The 16,286-nt window shown below is 63.3% G+C and carries 17 protein-coding genes; 11 read left to right on the top strand and 6 right to left on the bottom strand.

Annotated elements, in window-relative coordinates; genetic code table 11:
- Positions 1-44 precede the first annotated feature (44 nt).
- Both F0M17_RS14600 and F0M17_RS14595 read left to right on the top strand, forming a co-directional pair.
- Positions 45-1,022: a nitrilase-related carbon-nitrogen hydrolase gene (locus F0M17_RS14600; protein ID WP_149597407.1), complete on the top strand. Its 978-nt coding sequence runs from the start codon at positions 45-47 to the stop codon at positions 1,020-1,022.
- Positions 1,015-2,058, top strand: coding sequence for an agmatine/peptidylarginine deiminase (locus F0M17_RS14595; protein WP_210416655.1), 1,044 nt, complete (start codon positions 1,015-1,017; stop codon positions 2,056-2,058). Before F0M17_RS14600 ends, F0M17_RS14595 begins: the two co-directional genes overlap by 8 nt.
- On the opposite strand, the gene F0M17_RS14590 is transcribed toward F0M17_RS14595, so the two are convergent.
- The gene (locus F0M17_RS14590) at positions 2,051-3,214 is read right to left on the bottom strand and encodes an FAD-dependent oxidoreductase (RefSeq protein ID WP_246857069.1); all 1,164 of its coding nucleotides are present in this window, start codon (positions 3,212-3,214) and stop codon (positions 2,051-2,053) included. The two genes, F0M17_RS14595 and F0M17_RS14590, sit on opposite strands and share 8 nt — an antisense overlap.
- 126 nt (positions 3,215-3,340) lie before the next feature.
- Between F0M17_RS14590 and F0M17_RS14585 the strand changes: the two genes are divergently transcribed.
- Entirely contained in the window at positions 3,341-4,078 is a 738-nt protein-coding gene (locus F0M17_RS14585) for a sulfite exporter TauE/SafE family protein (protein WP_073707233.1), read from the top strand.
- A gap of 79 nt (positions 4,079-4,157) precedes the next feature.
- Here the strand turns inward: F0M17_RS14585 and F0M17_RS14580 are convergent, their stop codons facing one another.
- On the bottom strand, positions 4,158-4,838 hold the full coding sequence (locus F0M17_RS14580; protein WP_073706900.1) for a cation transporter: 681 nt from the start codon (positions 4,836-4,838) through the stop codon (positions 4,158-4,160).
- Positions 4,835-5,194, bottom strand: a complete 360-nt coding sequence (locus tag F0M17_RS14575) for a helix-turn-helix transcriptional regulator (protein WP_073707232.1) — start codon at positions 5,192-5,194, stop codon at positions 4,835-4,837. The genes F0M17_RS14580 and F0M17_RS14575 overlap by 4 nt, the downstream gene beginning before the upstream one ends.
- A 145-nt stretch (positions 5,195-5,339) precedes the next feature.
- Between F0M17_RS14575 and F0M17_RS14570 the strand changes: the two genes are divergently transcribed.
- Positions 5,340-6,515, top strand: a complete 1,176-nt coding sequence (locus F0M17_RS14570) for a hypothetical protein (protein ID WP_149597405.1) — start codon at positions 5,340-5,342, stop codon at positions 6,513-6,515.
- 60 nt (positions 6,516-6,575) lie between these two features.
- The gene (locus F0M17_RS14565) at positions 6,576-7,238 is read left to right on the top strand and encodes a GPP34 family phosphoprotein (RefSeq protein WP_149597404.1); all 663 of its coding nucleotides are present in this window, start codon (positions 6,576-6,578) and stop codon (positions 7,236-7,238) included.
- A gap of 36 nt (positions 7,239-7,274) precedes the next feature.
- On the opposite strand, the gene F0M17_RS14560 is transcribed toward F0M17_RS14565, so the two are convergent.
- Positions 7,275-7,940 carry a GntR family transcriptional regulator gene (locus F0M17_RS14560; RefSeq protein ID WP_168202033.1) on the bottom strand — a complete coding sequence of 222 codons (666 nt, stop codon included), beginning with the start codon at positions 7,938-7,940 and terminating at the stop codon, positions 7,275-7,277.
- A gap of 165 nt (positions 7,941-8,105) precedes the next feature.
- Here F0M17_RS14560 and F0M17_RS14555 point away from each other — a divergent pair, with 165 nt between their 5' ends.
- The 6 genes from F0M17_RS14555 to F0M17_RS14530 all read left to right on the top strand — a co-directional run bounded on the left by F0M17_RS14555 (position 8,106) and on the right by F0M17_RS14530 (position 13,894).
- Entirely contained in the window at positions 8,106-9,227 is a 1,122-nt protein-coding gene (locus F0M17_RS14555; RefSeq protein WP_149597402.1) for a type III polyketide synthase, read from the top strand.
- Positions 9,224-9,940, top strand: coding sequence for a methyltransferase domain-containing protein (locus F0M17_RS14550; protein ID WP_073706895.1), 717 nt, complete (start codon positions 9,224-9,226; stop codon positions 9,938-9,940). The genes F0M17_RS14555 and F0M17_RS14550 overlap by 4 nt, the downstream gene beginning before the upstream one ends.
- Positions 9,933-11,066 (top strand): NAD(P)/FAD-dependent oxidoreductase, encoded by a 1,134-nt coding sequence (locus F0M17_RS14545; protein ID WP_168202032.1) that lies wholly within the window; start codon positions 9,933-9,935, stop codon positions 11,064-11,066. The genes F0M17_RS14550 and F0M17_RS14545 overlap by 8 nt, the downstream gene beginning before the upstream one ends.
- Positions 11,067-11,307: 241 nt before the next feature.
- Complete coding sequence (locus tag F0M17_RS14540; protein ID WP_143181072.1) at positions 11,308-11,904, top strand: hypothetical protein; 597 nt, start codon at positions 11,308-11,310, stop codon at positions 11,902-11,904.
- Positions 11,905-12,015: 111 nt separating this feature from the next.
- Positions 12,016-13,314, top strand: a complete 1,299-nt coding sequence (gene rlmN, locus F0M17_RS14535) for a 23S rRNA (adenine(2503)-C(2))-methyltransferase RlmN (RefSeq protein ID WP_073706892.1) — start codon at positions 12,016-12,018, stop codon at positions 13,312-13,314.
- Positions 13,315-13,408: 94 nt separating this feature from the next.
- Positions 13,409-13,894 (top strand): carboxymuconolactone decarboxylase family protein, encoded by a 486-nt coding sequence (locus F0M17_RS14530; RefSeq protein ID WP_073706891.1) that lies wholly within the window; start codon positions 13,409-13,411, stop codon positions 13,892-13,894.
- 57 nt (positions 13,895-13,951) lie between these two features.
- Here F0M17_RS14530 and F0M17_RS14525 read toward each other — a convergent pair whose 3' ends face one another.
- Both F0M17_RS14525 and F0M17_RS14520 read right to left on the bottom strand, forming a co-directional pair.
- Entirely contained in the window at positions 13,952-14,209 is a 258-nt protein-coding gene (locus tag F0M17_RS14525) for a hypothetical protein (RefSeq protein WP_073706890.1), read from the bottom strand.
- Positions 14,210-14,309: 100 nt separating this feature from the next.
- On the bottom strand, positions 14,310-16,205 hold the full coding sequence (locus tag F0M17_RS14520) for a metallophosphoesterase (RefSeq protein ID WP_073706889.1): 1,896 nt from the start codon (positions 16,203-16,205) through the stop codon (positions 14,310-14,312).
- Positions 16,206-16,286 lie beyond the last annotated feature (81 nt).

The following is a 16,286-nucleotide window of genomic DNA, read 5'->3' as shown; positions in this document are numbered from 1 at the left end:
ATCCTGTAAACGAATAACATTCGTTTTATCGATGGAGCTCAGCCATGAAGGAAGTAGTCGCCTTGACTCCGCCGGCCTCTTTGGCCCGCGTGGACGCCGCCGAGCGCGGCGAGGTCACCATCGCTCTGGTCCAGCACCGCTGGCACGAAGACCCGCAGGAGCTGCGCGGCGAACTGGAGAGCGGCATCGCCCGTGCGGCCAAGCATGGCGCGCGCATCGTTTTCCTGCCAGAGCTGACGTTGAGCAAGTACCCGGCGTTCGTAGTGCCGAACCCGCTAAGGGCTGATGAGTCCGCCGAGGAACTTGAAACCGGACCAACGGTCGCGTTCGCCAGGGACATGGCCACCAAGTACCAATTGCACGTGCACATCTCGCTGTTCCGCAAGGCCCCGGCCGCCGACGGGCTGGGACTGAATACCGCGGTGGTGCTCTCTCCGGAGGGCGGGATTGCCGCGCTGACCAACAAGCTGCACATCCCGCGCACCGCCGGATACTACGAGGACAAGTACTTCCGCGAGGGACCCAACGCGGATCCCTACCCGGTCCACAAGATCGAAGCCCTGGACGGCCTGGCCATGGGCCTGCCGACCTGCTGGGACGAGTGGTTCAGCGAGCCGCCGCGCATCTATTCGCTGGCCGGGGCGAACCTGCTGGCCTATCCGACGGCCATCGGTTCCGAACCGGACCATCCGGATTTCGACACAGAACCGCTGTGGCGCCAGGCCATTATCGGCAACGGCATCGCCAACGGGCTGTTCATGGTGGTGCCCAACCGCTGGGGCGACGAGGGTGCACTGACCTTCTACGGCTCATCCTTCATCTCCGATCCGTACGGCCGCATCCTGGCCCGCGCCCCGCGCGACGAATCCGCAGTGCTGGTGGCGACGTTGGATCTGGATGCCCGCCGCGACTGGCTCACGCTCTTCCCGTTCCTGCGCACCCGCCGCCCGGAAACCTACGGCGCGCTCACCGAAGCCCGCACCGAGTCCGGCCTGGGAGAACTGGGGCGCTCCCATGCCTGAGTTCTTCATGCCCGCGGAAACCGATCCGCATGAACGCATCTTCATGGCTTTCCCCTCCGGCGGCTACACGCTGGGCGAGAGCGAGGAGCGGGCCGAAGCCGCCCGGTCCGCGTGGAGCGCAGTGGCCCGCGCAATCAGCGCCTTCACCCCGGTCACGATGGTGGTGGACCCGGCCAGCGAAGCCGCGGCCCGGCGCCACCTGGGCGATGCAGTCAGCTATGCCCTGCACCCGCTGGATGATGCCTGGATGCGCGACTCAGGCCCGAGCTTCGTGCGCACCCCGGACGGCCAGCTGGCGGCGGTGGACTGGAACTTCAACGGCTGGGGCGCGCAGGAGTGGGCCAGCTGGGACAACGACCGGCTGGTAGCAGGCCACGTCGCGCAGCTTGCAGGCGCGGCGCACGTGCGGGCCTCGATCACCAACGAGGGCGGCGGAATCCACGTGGACGGGGAAGGCACGGTTCTGGCCACGCGCAGTGTCCAGCTCGATCCGGGCCGCAATCCGGGGAAGACCGAAAAAGACATCGAGGCCGAATTCGCGCGTCTGCTGGGCGCCCGGAAAACCATTTGGCTTGATCGCGGGCTGAGCCGTGACAACGAGGAATTCGGCACGCGCGGGCACGTGGATATTGTCGCCTGCTTCGCCCGGCCCGGCGTCGTGCTCTACCACGACCAGCAGGATCCGCGGCACCCGGACCATGCCATCTCCCAGGCGGTGCGCGCACGGTTGGAGCAGTCAACCGATGCCCAGGGGCGGAGCCTGGAACTCATTGCCGTGCCGGCCCCCAGAGTGCTGCGCGATGCCGAGGGTTGGGTGGACTATTCCTATATCAACCATCTGGTGACCAATGGCGGGGTAGTCGCCTGTAGCTTCGATGACCCCAACGACCAGCAGGCTGCTGGCATCCTGGCCGCCGCATATCCCGGCCGCCAGGTGGTTGGCGTGGATGCGCGCGAGCTGTTTGCCCGTGGCGGCGGAATCCACTGCATCACCCAGCAGGTGCCCGTAGCTGCACGGGAACAGGCGGCTAGCTAATGCCGGCCGCGCGGCGGCGCTGCAGGAAGACTGGCTTCGCCACCGTGCGGTTCGCCGAGAACTTCGGTTCGGCCGTGCGCCGGCCCAAGGCCAGCTCGGCCAGGTGCTCGCCGATGGCGGGCACGAACTTGAATCCGTGGCCGCTGAACCCTGCGCCGACGGTGATCGGACCAAGCGAGTCGAGGATGAAGTGCTCGTCCTCGGTATTGGCGTAGGTGCAGGACACCGTCTCATAGCGCGAGGGATCGACCCCTGGAAGCCAGCGTTCCGCGTAGTCCTGCAGCCCGCGCAGCTGTTCCTCGCAGGCTTGGTGCGGGCGGTGCTCTGGATCAATGATCTGCCCGGAGCCGTGCCAGCCCACCTTGATGCCTTCGCCGGGGGTGCGCATCCCGTAGATGGGGCCGAAGATCCGTGAACCGATTTCCCGGTTCGGGTCCAGGATGTGGTTGAATCCGGGCCAGTGCGCAGGCAGGTCCTTCTGCGCGAAATGCACCGGATGCTCTTCGGTGACGTGGATGGCCGGCAGCCTGAGCGCATCGCCGAGCAGCGACCGGGTCCAGGCGCCCGCGGCGACAATGGCATGGCGGGCCCGGATGCGCGAGCTGGTTCCCCGGTGCTGGGCATGGACCTCGACACAGTCATCGGCAAGCACCTGAACGCTTGCCATCTGGTGCCCATGCTCCACGGACGCACCCTCGGCAACTGCCAGCTGCTGCAGGGAGGAAACTGCGAGGTCGGCGTTGATCTGGCCGCCGGAAGGGATATGCAGGACTTCGGTCTCGAACTTCATACCGGCGAAACGCTCTTCCGCAGCTTCAATGGACAACAGCTCGCTGTCGAAACCTGCCTGGCCCAGCACCTCGTGCATGGCGCGCTGAGCTTCAACGATTCCGTGATTGACCAATCCGGTGCGCGTCAGCAGCGCAGTGCCGCAACGCTGCGAGATCTCATCCCACAGGGTGTTGGAACGCTGCAGCAGGCGCAGGTACTCGGGTTCGGCATAGGCCGGATTGAAATTGCGGGTGGCCCCGTGCGATGCGCCTTCCTGATGTCCCGGAGCGAAGCGTTCAAGCAGCAGCACCTCGTGTCCGCGAGCGGCTAGGGACCACGCGGCTGCCGAGCCCATAGCCCCGCCGCCAATTACCAGGAAATCCACGTCATTGCGCATTCCTACAGCGTAGAACTCCAGCTGAAGCGTGCTCCATTCAAATGACTCATTGGCCGTGGACTAACGTAATAGTGGACAGCGACGAGGGATAGCGGAGGCAGTGTGGAGCAGGGCGTGCAATTAGCGGCGATCATTGGCTTGGCGGCCGCAGTCTTCGTGGGTGCCTCCACACAGCGTATTTCCGGCATGGGATTCGCACTGGTTTCCTCGCCCTTCCTGGTGATGGTGCTGGGGCCGCACGAAGGTGTCATGCTGGTCAACTTGCTCGGCGCCTGCAGCAGCCTGCTGATCTTTGCGCAGGTCTTTCGGCAAGTCGAATACCGGAAAGTCGCTTTCATGCTCATCCCCGCCATGCTCATGACCATTCCCGGGGCGTGGGTGGCGAACTTGCTGGATGGGCCATGGCTGAACATCGGCATTTCCTTCATGGTGATCCTCGCGCTGTGCTCGAGTTTCATGATCCGGAACCTCGCCATGGCCCAAAGCAGGGGATTGGCGATTGGCGCCGGGGCTGTCTCCGGTTTCATGTCCGTGACTGCCGGGGTCTCCGGTCCGGCCATTGCCGGATATGCGGTAGCCAGCCGCTGGCCGCAAGCCCAATTCGCCATATCCGTCCAGCTCTATTTCCTGGTGCTGTCCTTGACGTCGCTGATCGCCAAGGGCGGCATGCCGCAGTTGCATTGGCAGCAATGGGGCGCCTGCTTCGGCGCGATGGTGCTGGGCATCGTGCTGGGCAATTTTCTGGCCCCGAGGATTCCGCAGAAGTTCAGCCGCGCTTTCGTGGTGCTGATTGCCTTCAGCGGCGCGGTGAGCCTGATGGTCAGCGGCTTGCTCGCGTTGCCCTCGAACTAGTGCAAGGACCTGTTCCGCGGAGTTCGGCTGCGCCGCAAGGGCACACGAATCTGCTGGTGGTCCGCTTCACCCGTGGCGGCTAGGAACAGCAGCCGTCAGTGCATTTTGCTTCAACCCGTTCACCAGTCAGCGCGCTGATGGGGGTGGCGCAGCAGGCGTCTCCGCGCCATGCTTCAACGCCCTCGCGTACTGCAACTACGGCAATAATCAATGCCGCAGCTGAATCGGCCCATGCCCACCCCAGCATGCTATTGAGCAGCAACCCGGCCAGCAGGGCCGCTGAAAGGTAGGAGCAAATTAGTGTTTGCTTCGAATCGGCCACCGCCGAGGCTGAACCAAGCTCACGTCCGGTTCTGCGTTCAATCAAGCTCAAAAACGGCATGACCGCCAGGCTCAACGCGGCCAGGACGATACCTACCGTGGAATGCTCCGCTTCGCGAACACCTGTCAACGACAGTACGACATCTACGGAAACATATGTGGCCAATGCGAAGAACGAAATAGCTATGATCCGCAAGGCAGTTTTTTCACGTCGCGCTGGATCGGGCGCAGCGAATTGCCAGGCGACGGCCGCTGCGGAGAGCACTTCAACTATGGAATCCAGACCGAAGCCCACCAAGGCGGCTGACGATGCGGCTCCACCAGCGATCAACGCGATAACAGCTTCAATGATGTTCCAGGTGATAGTGATGGCGACAATCAGCCGGATTCGTCGTTTGAGGATTGCTGCGCGCGCGGGGGTTGCCAATGCCAGATTCATGAGACTTCCTTTGGATTGCAGCAACCTGGAACGGTGCAGGTCGAATCCATGCACGGGACATTCTCATCGACCGCTAGCGTCACTTCCACTAATGCCAACAGCGCTGCAGCTATATGCGGGTCGCTGATTTCGTAGCGAGTCTGTCGTCCTTCCTGTTCCGAAATAACGATTCCGCACCCGCGCAGGCAAGCAAGATGGTTGGAGACATTCGTCCGCGACAACTCAAGATTCCGTGCCAGCTGGGCGGGATATCCGGGTTCTTCCAACAGGGACAAAAGTATTCGTGATCGGGTTGGATCGGCTAGAGCGCGCCCGAGCCTATTCATCACTTCCACACGACTCGAAATGGTCAGCATATGATGAATATACATTATTCGCTGACCTATTGACAGGTGTCTTGAGTGCCATCCACCTCTTGAACTTCAGCAGCGCGCCCCTGCTCCCGGAAAGCAACAGCAACGACTGCCGACGTTCTTCAATGAAAATGAGAGAATGTACTACGTGCATTCCCAATATCCCGATGTCACTCTCAGCAAGCGAGTCACCGAACTGGACATCGAGCGCCGTGCCCTATGGGCCGGCCTGATCTGTTCCCTCTTCGGGCTGGTTGTCGGGCTCATCATCTTCGCCGGTGAACGTCCGCCGCTCTTTGGCGATCTGTCGGTAGGCATTGTTTCAGCCGTCTGCGGTGCCGTCTCGGCCGGAACCAGCAGCGCCTATGCGTTCCGCGCCATGCTCCGGGCCCGCGAGACGTGGCTGAAGAGGATTCCCGCATGGCGCCAGATGGTTACTGCCCTTGGCCTCGTCTTGGTGCACGTAGCCAGCACCATCATGATCATGCTGGTCGTGTTCCACCTGCTCCAGCAGGCTTTCTACGGGCTGCATCTGGACGTGCTCGCAGGGGCGCTGGCAGTCAGCGTAGCCACGGGCATCAGCGCCTACCTGTCCCTGGAGGCCACCGCGCGGATCAATGCGGAGTCCCTGTCAGTGGTGCTGGGGATCTTCATGTGCGCCGGTGTGCTGATCAGCATGCTGCTGGCCGAAGACCAGAACTGGTGGCGGAGCATGTTCTCGTCGCTGGGGACCACGCAAGCCGGCATGGGGTCCTTCTGGACTTTCAATCTCACCCTGGTGATTTCCGGCTTGGTGCTCGCTGCCTTCACCGAGTTCCTGACCCGCGACCTGGTCCGCCTGGCACAGACCTACCGTTGCCGCCCGGCGTTGGAACGCTACAAGATTGCACGCATGGTGCGTCCTCGTCCGAAGCTGGTGCGCTGGTGCCTGCTGCTTGTCTCCATGGGCATTATCGGCATCGGCTTGGTCCCCTTCGACGTGGCCATGGAGGTGCATTCGGCCTTCGTGCAGATGGTCTCGGTGGCCATGATCTTCCTGCTGCTGGGCACTATCGTCCTGCTGCCGGGCTACCCGGTGGTGTTCCATCTGCTGTCCTATGCGGCTATCGGCGCGATCTGGGGCGCCTTCCAGCTGTGGACCAAATGGTCCTATTACAACCTGACCGGTTTCGAGCTGTCGGTGGTGGCCATCATGTTCAGCTGGATCTCGGTCTTCATCCGCACCACCTCGGCCATGACGCAGGATCGCTCCGAACCCCGGACCACCCATTCGCCATCCGAACTGGCCAAGGCCAAGAAGAAGCCCACGGCCAAGGGCGACTGAACCTGAATATCCGTCGCAAGGCTGAAGATCTCCTCCAGTGCGGGCCGGTAGCCTGAGAACATGTTGATCGCAGAAAAGCTCTACTTGCTCATGGCCGATGACTCCGAGAAACCAGAGGCTGTTGTATCAGCTACGGGATACGGCATGAACGCCGCCATCATCACCGACCTGATGATTGCCGGGCGTGTGGCGCTCAGCGAGGATGAGCATCGTCAGATCCAGCTCATCGGTGCCGGGCCCTGCCCGGATCCAGTGCTTGCCGCGCCATTGGAGCAGCTGGAAAGGCGGGGCAGCCTGAGCCTGGATGACGCGGTGAAGATCAATTCCCTGTGCGATGTCCGGTTGCTGACCGATTCCCTGGCCAAGGGCGGAATTATCGAATACGGCGAACGCACGATGCTGGGCTTGGGAAAGCAGCGGGTGCGCATCATCAACCAGCAGATCCAGCGCCAGATCAGAACCGACCTGCACGGTGCCCTTCACGGGCAGAAAATCCCTGGAACCAGCGATACCACCGTGCTCGCAATCCTTCAGGCCGTAGGCCTGGTGCACCCTGTGCTGGAGGAAGAGCTGGCGCCCATGACTTCGGCCCAAGCGCAGTCCCGGATAGCGGAACTCGCGCAGGATTCACCGGCAGCGGATTCGGCACAACGAGCAGTGGCAGCGATGAACGCCGCCATTGTCAGTGAGCGCGTCATTCCGCCTGCGCCAGGCAAGAAATAGCCGACGGCGCACGCCACCAACGACGTGCCAAAGGGGTCAACGCAGGGTGCTCAACCCAGCATCAATGACCACCTGGACGGTGGAACGGTAATGGTTCCCGAGCAGCTCTCCGAGCAGGACGGCATCACGAGCCATAGCGGCATCCAGGATTTCCTGGTGCTCCTTCTCGACGTTGCGCTTTCCTGCCGCCTTCGACGGGGCAGCCCAGCGCCGGTACAGCTCGGTGAAGTTCGAAAGGTCGGCAGACAGCTTGAGCATCGGCTGGCAATCGCAAGGCACCAGCAGAGCATGGTGGAATTCGCGGTGCGCTTCGGACCACGCAGGGTTGAGAGTGCCAGGTTCCTCCGGCAAGCGGCGTGGGGTGCGCGAGAGCTTGTGATGGGCCGCAATCACCTTGGATTCCCACGCGACATCTCCGCGCTCCACTGCCAAGCGGGCGGCCAGCGCTTCGGTGGAGCAACGCAGCTCGGTGATATCTGCCAGTTCGCGAAGGTCCAGATCCGGTACGAAGAAACCGCGATTCGGGCGGATAACCACCAGATTTTCACCAGCCAGCCGGGTCAGCGATTCGCGGATCACCGTCGTGCTGGTTTCGAACTGCAGTGCTAATGCGGTCGGCTGCAGGCGATCTCCGGGGGACCAGAAGCCATCAAGGATGGTCCGGCGGATACCCTCCAAGGAATGAACTGATGCCTTTGCCACGGGGCCTCTTCCTGCGCGATCGATTAAATCTGACGTTAATAACAATAATCATATTCTTCGCCGAGGATAGATAATCCACGCGCGGAGGGCAACGGATCATCGGGTGAATGCTGGCAATTCGCCGAAGCTGTTTACCATCGCTGGCAACGGCCCTAGGCTCGGGGCATGCCAGTGAAGATCCGCACGATCCAGACCGCAGTTCCCGCGACGCAACTTGCCCAGGACGAAATCCGTGATGTTTTCGCCAGCCAGCCGAATCTGAGCCGGCTGGGCGAACGACTCATCGCCACCTCCTTCAACTCCGCCGCGATCAGCACCCGGTACAGCTGCGTCGACGAATTCGACCTCTCCCTGCCCGAGCCCGAAACGCCGCTGTTCTACGACCGGGGTCAAGGCCGCTTGCTTTCCCCGAGCACCGCCGAACGCAACAACGTGTACGCGAAGCAGGCCGGGGCGCTCTTCCGAGACGCCGCGAAGAAGGCGCTCGATGCCTGCCCGGATCTGGCGCCAGAAGACATCACCCACGTCATCACGGTCTCCTGCACCGGGTTCTACAACCCGGGCCCGGACTACCAGATCGTGCGTGCGCTGGGGCTGGCTCCGAGTACGGTGCGCCATCACCTGGGGTTCATGGGCTGCTACGCGGCCTTCCCGGCGCTTCGCGCCGCCCGCGATTTCTGCCTGGCCGACCCGAACGCCACCGTGCTGGTGGTCTGCGCAGAGCTGTGCACCTTGCATGTGCACAGCTCCAATGACCCGGACACCATCATGGGCTCGGCTATCTTCGCGGACGGGGCGGCCGCGGTGATCGTTTCGGCAAAGGGCAGCGGGCCGCTGCAGATGGACGGCTTCGAGACCGTGCTCACCCCGGTAGGCGAAGAAGCGATGGCGTGGAATATCGGTGATCACGGATTCGAGATGGTGCTGGGCACCTACGTCCCGCACATCATCGACGAGCACATCACCGCGGCATTGCAACCGCTCCTGGACAAGGACACCGACTCGGAACTCTCGGTTGAGAAGATCCAGCACTGGGGACTGCATCCCGGCGGCCGGGCCATCCTGGACCGGGTGCAAAACCGGCTGGGCCTGGATGATCGGCAGCTGGAGCCGGCCCGCGCGATCCTGGATCGCTATGGAAACATGTCCAGCGCCACGGTGCTTTTCGTGCTCAAGGAAATCCTTGATTCCGCAGAACCGGAGAACGGGGAACGGATCTGCTCCATGGCTTTCGGTCCTGGATTGACCGTTGAAACTGGGCTGTTCACCGTATCCAGGAGAGAATGATGCTCCGGCTGGAGCGGGATACGGCAGCCATCGAGGAAATGGACCGGCCGGATTGCGACCCGGTGCTGCTGCACCGCACCTACGCCCAATTCCCCTTGGTGAACCGGGTCGTGGCGGGCTGGCGGAGCAACTATCTGGAATGCATCCGCCCGTTGCTGGTGCAGCGGGCACGGGCCAAAATCCTGGATGTGGGCTGCGGCGGCGGGGATATCGCGGCGAATCTGGCCCGGTGGGCGCTCGCCGACGGATTCGAAGTCGCAGTGCACGGCATCGACCCGGATCCGCGGGCGATCGGCTACGCCAGGCAAGCGCTGCACCGCAGCAAGCTGCCTGCCGGGGTGCTGGAATTCCATGAAACTACAAGTACCCGGCTGGCGGCCGCCGGCGAGCAGTACGATCTGGTCCTTTCCAACCACCTGCTGCACCACCTGTCACCGGATGAGCTAATGCAGTTGCAGGAAGACACCGAGCAATTGTGCACCGGGGTCGGGCTGCACAGCGATATCCGGCGCTCGCCGATGGCGCTGGGACTCTTCGGCCTGGCGACCCTGCCCTTGGCCGGCAGCTCGCTGATCCGCCGCGACGGCCTGACCTCCATCAGGCGCAGCTATGTGCCCGAAGAACTGGAGCAACTGCTCCGGACCGGGTGGGAAGTGCGCACGCAGCGCCCGTACCGCAACCTGCTGTGCTGGGACGCTGGACGCCGTGGATGACGTCGCGATCATCGGTGCCGGACCGGTGGGCTTGGCCTTGGCCATCCTGCTCGCCCAAAACGGGCGCAGCGTCCGAGTCTTCGAGCAGCGCAGTGTGCCGGCAGCCCACTCGCGGGCCTTTGGCCTGCACCCTCCGGCACAGCAGGTCCTGGATCAGCTCGGAGTGGGGGAGACCGCGCAGCGCCACGGCGTGCAGATCCGCGGCGGGCTGGGGATCTCGCGCGGGCGGAGCATCGCCGCGATGGATTTCGCCAAGATTGGCGGACCTTACCCCTATGTGCTGTCCTTGCCGCAACAGTCCACCGAGCATTTGCTGCGCGAGCGGCTGGAGCGGTTGGCACCGGGGTCGCTGATGCCCGGTCGCGCTTTCGAGAAGGTACTGGGGCAGTCCGAGCAATCCGTGGAGTTCGCAGCCGGCGGCGCTGCCTGCCGGGCACGATGGCTGGCCGGTGCCGACGGGGTCCGCTCCGCAGTCCGCACGGATCTCAGGGTGGATTTTGCCGGTTCTGCGCATCGCGACCGGTATCTGATGGGGGACTTTCCCGATACCACGGGACTGGCGCATACGGCGGCGTTGTTCCTGCATCGGCAGGGGATTGTCGAATCCTTCCCGTTGCCCGGTGCATGGCGGCGCTGGGTGGTGCGCGTCGAACAGAAGCTGGACAATGATTCGCCGGGAATCTTGACCGAAATGATTATGGACCGGACCGGATACCTGCTTGACCCCGGGGCCTGCACCATGACCAGCTATTTCGGCACTGCTACCCGAATGGTGTCCTCGATGGTCCACGGGCGGGTGGTGCTGCTCGGGGACGCGGCCCATCAGATCAGCCCCATCGGTGGCCAGGGGCTGAGCTTGGGGCTGGCTGATGCGCAGGCAATAGCCGACCTCATTGCTGCCGGTGCACCAGCTGGTTCACTGGATGATCTGCGGCTCGCGGCCGCCCGCAGTGCTGCCCGGCGTGCGCAGGTCAACATGCTGCTGGGGCGGGCCCTGCCGAGCTGGTCCGTCCCGCTGCGGGATACGGCGATTTCAGCATTGGCTGCCAGTGGCTGGTTGAAGCAGAAGGTCGCGCGCAGTTTCACGATGACTTCGCCCGGGCAGAGGACTATTCCCGTTGCATGACGAAATGGCAACGTTTCGGTTGCTGGTTGCGTGATTGCATCAATCAGTGCGATACCCGGCGACGCGGACAGCGCAGGTCGTGGCAGAAGCGTGACGGCCTGGCCGGATCTGTTGCCTGCGAGCTTGCATTGAGCTCAGATAACTTTTATGTCCATCTGTTGAATTAACGGGCTGGGTGACTGCACACTGGTCGGGTTCACTTGCGCATGCAGCGAGGCATGCGCAGCGGAAAGGACCCATCATGAGGATAACTACCAGTGCCGTGCTATGCGGCGCAAGTACCGCCCTTCTGGCGCTCACTGCGCTTGTCCCCGCTTCGGCGGCGCCCCCGGAAAAGACCGACAGTATCTGGCTCTCGGGCGAGGTGGCCCATGTCGGCGAGCTTGACGGTTTTGCCGGCAACGCACACCTGATCAGCTTCTTCGCACGCACCACTGGTTCGGGTGATGCAGCTGTGGTGAACTTCGACTGCCCGGCAGGCGAACTGCCGTCGTGGGATCCGGACAGCGGATGCGAGACGCTGGACATCGTGGGAATGTACGGTGACGCGCTTGAAGTGCATATCGACAAGCAGCTGAAGAACGGCTCGGTCAGCGGATCAGTCAGGGCATACCAGGGCGAAGACGAAAACGGCGAGCCGATCTGGGGCGAGACCTACCAGCTGGAGGCAGTCATGGCTGGCACCGGTGACGCGGTGATCACCCGCGAGCACCAGGAAGGGTTCCGCCACTGGAGCAAGGACCGCCCTGCAGCTGCCACCAGCGGGCAGCTGGGGGACATGGACCTGGCCGGGGCCGTGGGCAACATTGGCCACCTGAAGGAATCCTTCAAGTACTGAATACCCGTATGCAGCAGTGCCGTACCGCCGGTAGATTGGCGGTGCGGCACTGCTTGCGCGTGCCCAAACTCACCGCCAAACTCTCGCGGATACATGAAACAATAGGTAGCAATGACTTCCATCGATTCCACCCCACTTTCCGCTGAAGAACGCAAGGCGCTGCGCAACGAGCAGGCCGCGGCCCAGCGCGCCCAGCAGCTGCGCATCTCCAAGTCCCGAGCCGAAGCCGAAGGCCGTGCCCAGGTCGTGCCGACCGCCGAAGGCTGGAAGCAGGAGATGGGTGCCGATGGCCGTCCGGAGCTGCAGTTCTCCACCAAGCGCCGCGTCTCCCAGCCGCCAACGCACCTTGCCGACCTGTCCCTGGCCGAACGCCAGGCCAAGCTGAAGGAACTGGGACTGCCGGGCTTCCGCGCCAAGCAGCTCTCCGTGCACTACTTCCAGCACTACACCACCGACCCGGCGCAGATGAGCGACCTGCCGAAGAACGGCCGCGAGGAACTCGCCGAGGCGATGTTCCCGAAGCTGCTCACCGAGGTCAAGCGACTGGAAACCGATGACGGCAAGACCATCAAGTTCCTCTGGCGCCTGTTCGACGGCTCGCTGGTCGAGTCGGTCTTGATGCGCTACCCGGGCCGCATCACCCTGTGCATTTCCTCGCAGTGCGGCTGCGGCATGAACTGCCCGTTCTGCGCCACCGGCCAGGCGGGTTTGACCCGCAACATGTCCACTGCTGAAATCCTTGACCAGATCGTCCAGGCCAACCGAGTGATCGCCGAGGGCGGACTGGGCGGACGCCAGCACCCTGATGAGCGCGTGGGCAACATCGTGTTCATGGGCATGGGCGAACCACTGGCCAACTACAAGCGCGTGATGAACGCCGTGCACCGCATGGTCGCCGAGGCCCCGGAAGGCCTGGGCATGAGCGCCCGTGGCATTACCGTTTCCACCGTCGGCCTGGTTCCGGCGATCCGCAAGCTGGCCGACGAGAACGTCCAGGTCACCTTCGCCCTGTCGCTGCACGCCCCGGATGACGAGCTGCGCGACGAACTGATCCCGGTGAACTCGCGCTGGAAGGTCGACGAGGCGTTGGATGCCGCCTACGACTACTACGTGAAGACCGGACGCCGTGTCTCGATCGAGTACGCGCTGATCAAGGACATGAACGACCACGAGTGGCGCGCGGAAATGCTGGCCAAGAAGCTCAACGCCCGCGGCCGCGGTTGGGTGCACGTGAACCCGATTCCGCTGAACCCGGTGCCGGGCTCCATCTGGACCCGCAGCGAACCTGACATCACGTCGAAGTTCGTGCGACGCCTCGATGAGCTGGGCGTGCCGACCACGCTGCGAGATACCCGCGGCAAGGAAATCGACGGCGCCTGCGGCCAGCTCGCAGCCGACGGCGACAAGTAGCAAACTTCGTGGAGACCAGCTTTCGCTGGTCTCCACGGTTCTTTACCCGGATGCCTTCGAGCAGGAGGGCTGCACGTCGATGTATGGTTCAACTATGGCCGTTTCAGACCCGATGTTCCTCGACAAGACCAATCCCGAGCTTTGGAACTCGATTGGCAGATTCTCCAAAGATGTCGCCAAGTCCTATCGCGCCGCCGGGATCAGCGACCGCACCGCTGAGCTGGTCAATTTGCGCGTATCGCAGATCAATGGCTGCGCCTTCTGCCTGGACCTTCATGCGCGCAAGGCGCTGGATGCCGGCGAGAGCCTGCAGCGGATCACCCTGCTGCGCACCTGGGATGAATGCGGAGGGCTATTCACCGAAGAAGAATGCGCCGCATTGGCCATCGCCGAAGCTACCACTGACCTTCCGAACCCCGAAGAGCGCATAGCTGCGGTGGCTTCGGCCCGGCTGGTGCTGAGCGATGAGCAGGTGGCCGCGATCCAATGGATCGCCATCGCCATGAATGCCTTCAACCGGATTTCCATCCTTTCGCGCCACCCGGTCAAGGAACGCGAACTGGACACCACGGGCAAATAGCCAGAGGCCGCCGTGCCACTTGGAGACACGACGGCCTCTGCCGTGGATGCGTGCTGCCTACAGCTTTTCCTGCGGGCTTGTCGCGCGCACGGCTTCGGTGAAGCGGCGCTCGAATTCACCCGCGGAAACCAGTTCGCGCTCGACACGGAACGAGGATTTCTCGATGCCGAGCACCGCTGCGATCAATGAGCGGGTGTAGAGGGAGATCTTGCGCGACTTGCGGGTGGAAGTCACATGATCCAATTCGGGAATCCAGATGTTCCACCAGCCGGCTTCCTTGGCGACTACTGCCTTGAAAACGCGCTGTTCACTCATGTCTTGTCCTGCTCCCTGCGCTGCTGCGCTCAGTGGCCTTTGCTCACTTCAATAGTCCACTACCTGCAGCCATGGCGACAAGTCGCCTGATCCGCCATTGCTACTTTGCCAGTGGCACCCCGTCCTTGCCTACCGCGAAGCGCACGACATCGTCATAGGCCCGCCGCTCGGTCTTCTCCAGCTGGTACTGCGAATCCAGCAGCGGGAAGATATGCACGGGGGTCAAGGTCAGCTCGGCGCCCTGCGCGGTATTGGCCACGTCGATCAGCAGGTGCCCGTAATGCAAGCCGCCGGAGACCAGCTGCGGAACGCCGTTGGCATCCTCGGCCCAGGTTTCCGGTTCATCGGCCGGGGCCGACCACTGCGAATGCGAGTTGAAGCGCAACGGCCCGTACCCGCCTTCGGCGTTCTGCACCAGCTTCTCACCGCGCAGGCCATCGGCTGCCACTCCGACGTCATAGGAGTGGAAACCGCGTCCGTCGCCGTTCTCATCCACCCAGGAACGCTCGAACATCTCATCGTGGCCGGAGATCACCGCTGCCACGCCGTGCTCCTCGAACATCGGAGTGTAGGCGCGCATTGCGGTGCCCGACTGATTATCCGGGTGCTCATGGTTGGGCGGGGTGCCGTGCACGCCGTTGGAGTAGGCCGCGTGGTGGAACTGGACCAGCACGATCTGGCCCTTGGCGCGGGCATCGGCCAGCTGCTTCTCGGCCCAAGCCCACTGCGCCGAAGCGGCATCCATGTTCGGCAGGTCCACGTCCTTATCGGTGGATCCGGGGAACAGCTCCTTGAAGCCCTGGACGTAGGACTCGAAGGTGAACTCGCCCTGGGTATCGGTGGACAACTTCCCTGCGTCCATATTCGTGTCATCGCCCGAGAACTTCTCACCGGACAGCTGGCCGGTCTTGGTGTTCTCATCCGGGCGGCCGTTGGTGGAATCCAAGGTCAGCACGGTGACCGGCCCGTGATCCACCCGGTAGTAGGAGCCCTTGTACTCGGGGTGCTGCGGATCCCGCGGCAGCGAGAAGTAATCCAGGAAGCGGTTGCGCGAAATGACCGCCGGGGTGCGGCCGGCATCCGTGCCGTAGCCGCCGTTCAGCGCGGCATAGGTTTCCCAGTTGCCCAGCGACGGAAGCAGCGGGACATTGGAGGCCAGGTCCGAATGCTCCCCGGCCACATGGCTGAAGAACTCATCCCAGGCCGGCTGGTAGCCCGAACCCTGGGTGAGGTCGCCAGCCATCATGACCAGGTCCGGATCGGCGGCCTGGATGTGCTTGAGGTTCTCGTTGAAGGCGGTGGACTGGTCCAGCGGGTAGCGCAGGGTCGGCTGGCCGTAGCGGGTGGTCATGCCGAACTCCTGGTCCCAGGCAGATCCGGCACCCGGGCGCTGCAGCGAATCCGCGGTGTAGCCGTTGACCGGAGAGAGTTCCCATTCGCGATGCTCGGTGCGTCCGCGCGGCTCGGTCTCGGAATCGGAGAACGCAATGATGCGCACGTTCTTCCAGGCGTCGCCCTTCGGCGCCGTCTTGAAAGCCGCGCTGTGGGTTTCGCCGGACTGGGTCACCGTGTAGTTGTAGGTCTTTCCCGGCTTGAGATCTTCGAAGGTCACCGAGTGCTTGTAATTCGAATTCGACTTCAGCCACGAGCCCTGCTCCAAGCCAGCGATCTGCTCATCGAGCTCGGCCTGGGTGTATTCCATGAGATCCAGGTATGCCGGCTCGCTGCTCTGCTGGCCGGACTTGCCCAGGCCCGGTCCGCTCATGCTGATGGTGCCCGGCTCATCGGTTTCGCTGATCCAGTTGATGGTCATCGAGGTGGAAGAAGGAGCTTGCAAATATGGCAATACGCGGAACCCCGGTGCGGGGTCCTTGGCAACTGCCGCCGGAAGGGCGGCAGCCGCGGATGCAGGCGAGGCTGCCGCTCCGGCGGTTGGCGCCAGGGCCAGGGGGAGCAATACTGCGGCGGCCAGGGCGGCTGAGAGTGGCTTGTTCATGGTTCGTTCTCCTGTGCGAGGTGTCGCCTGCAATAGGCGGATACTTCGAGGATGCTCGGGGCGGATGCCCCAAGGGTGGAC

It is taken from the genome of Glutamicibacter sp. ZJUTW (assembly GCF_008370855.1).
Lineage (GTDB): Bacteria > Actinomycetota > Actinomycetes > Actinomycetales > Micrococcaceae > Glutamicibacter > Glutamicibacter nicotianae.
Note: the sequence above shows the minus strand (reverse complement) of the source record. Positions and strands in the feature narration are given on the sequence as shown.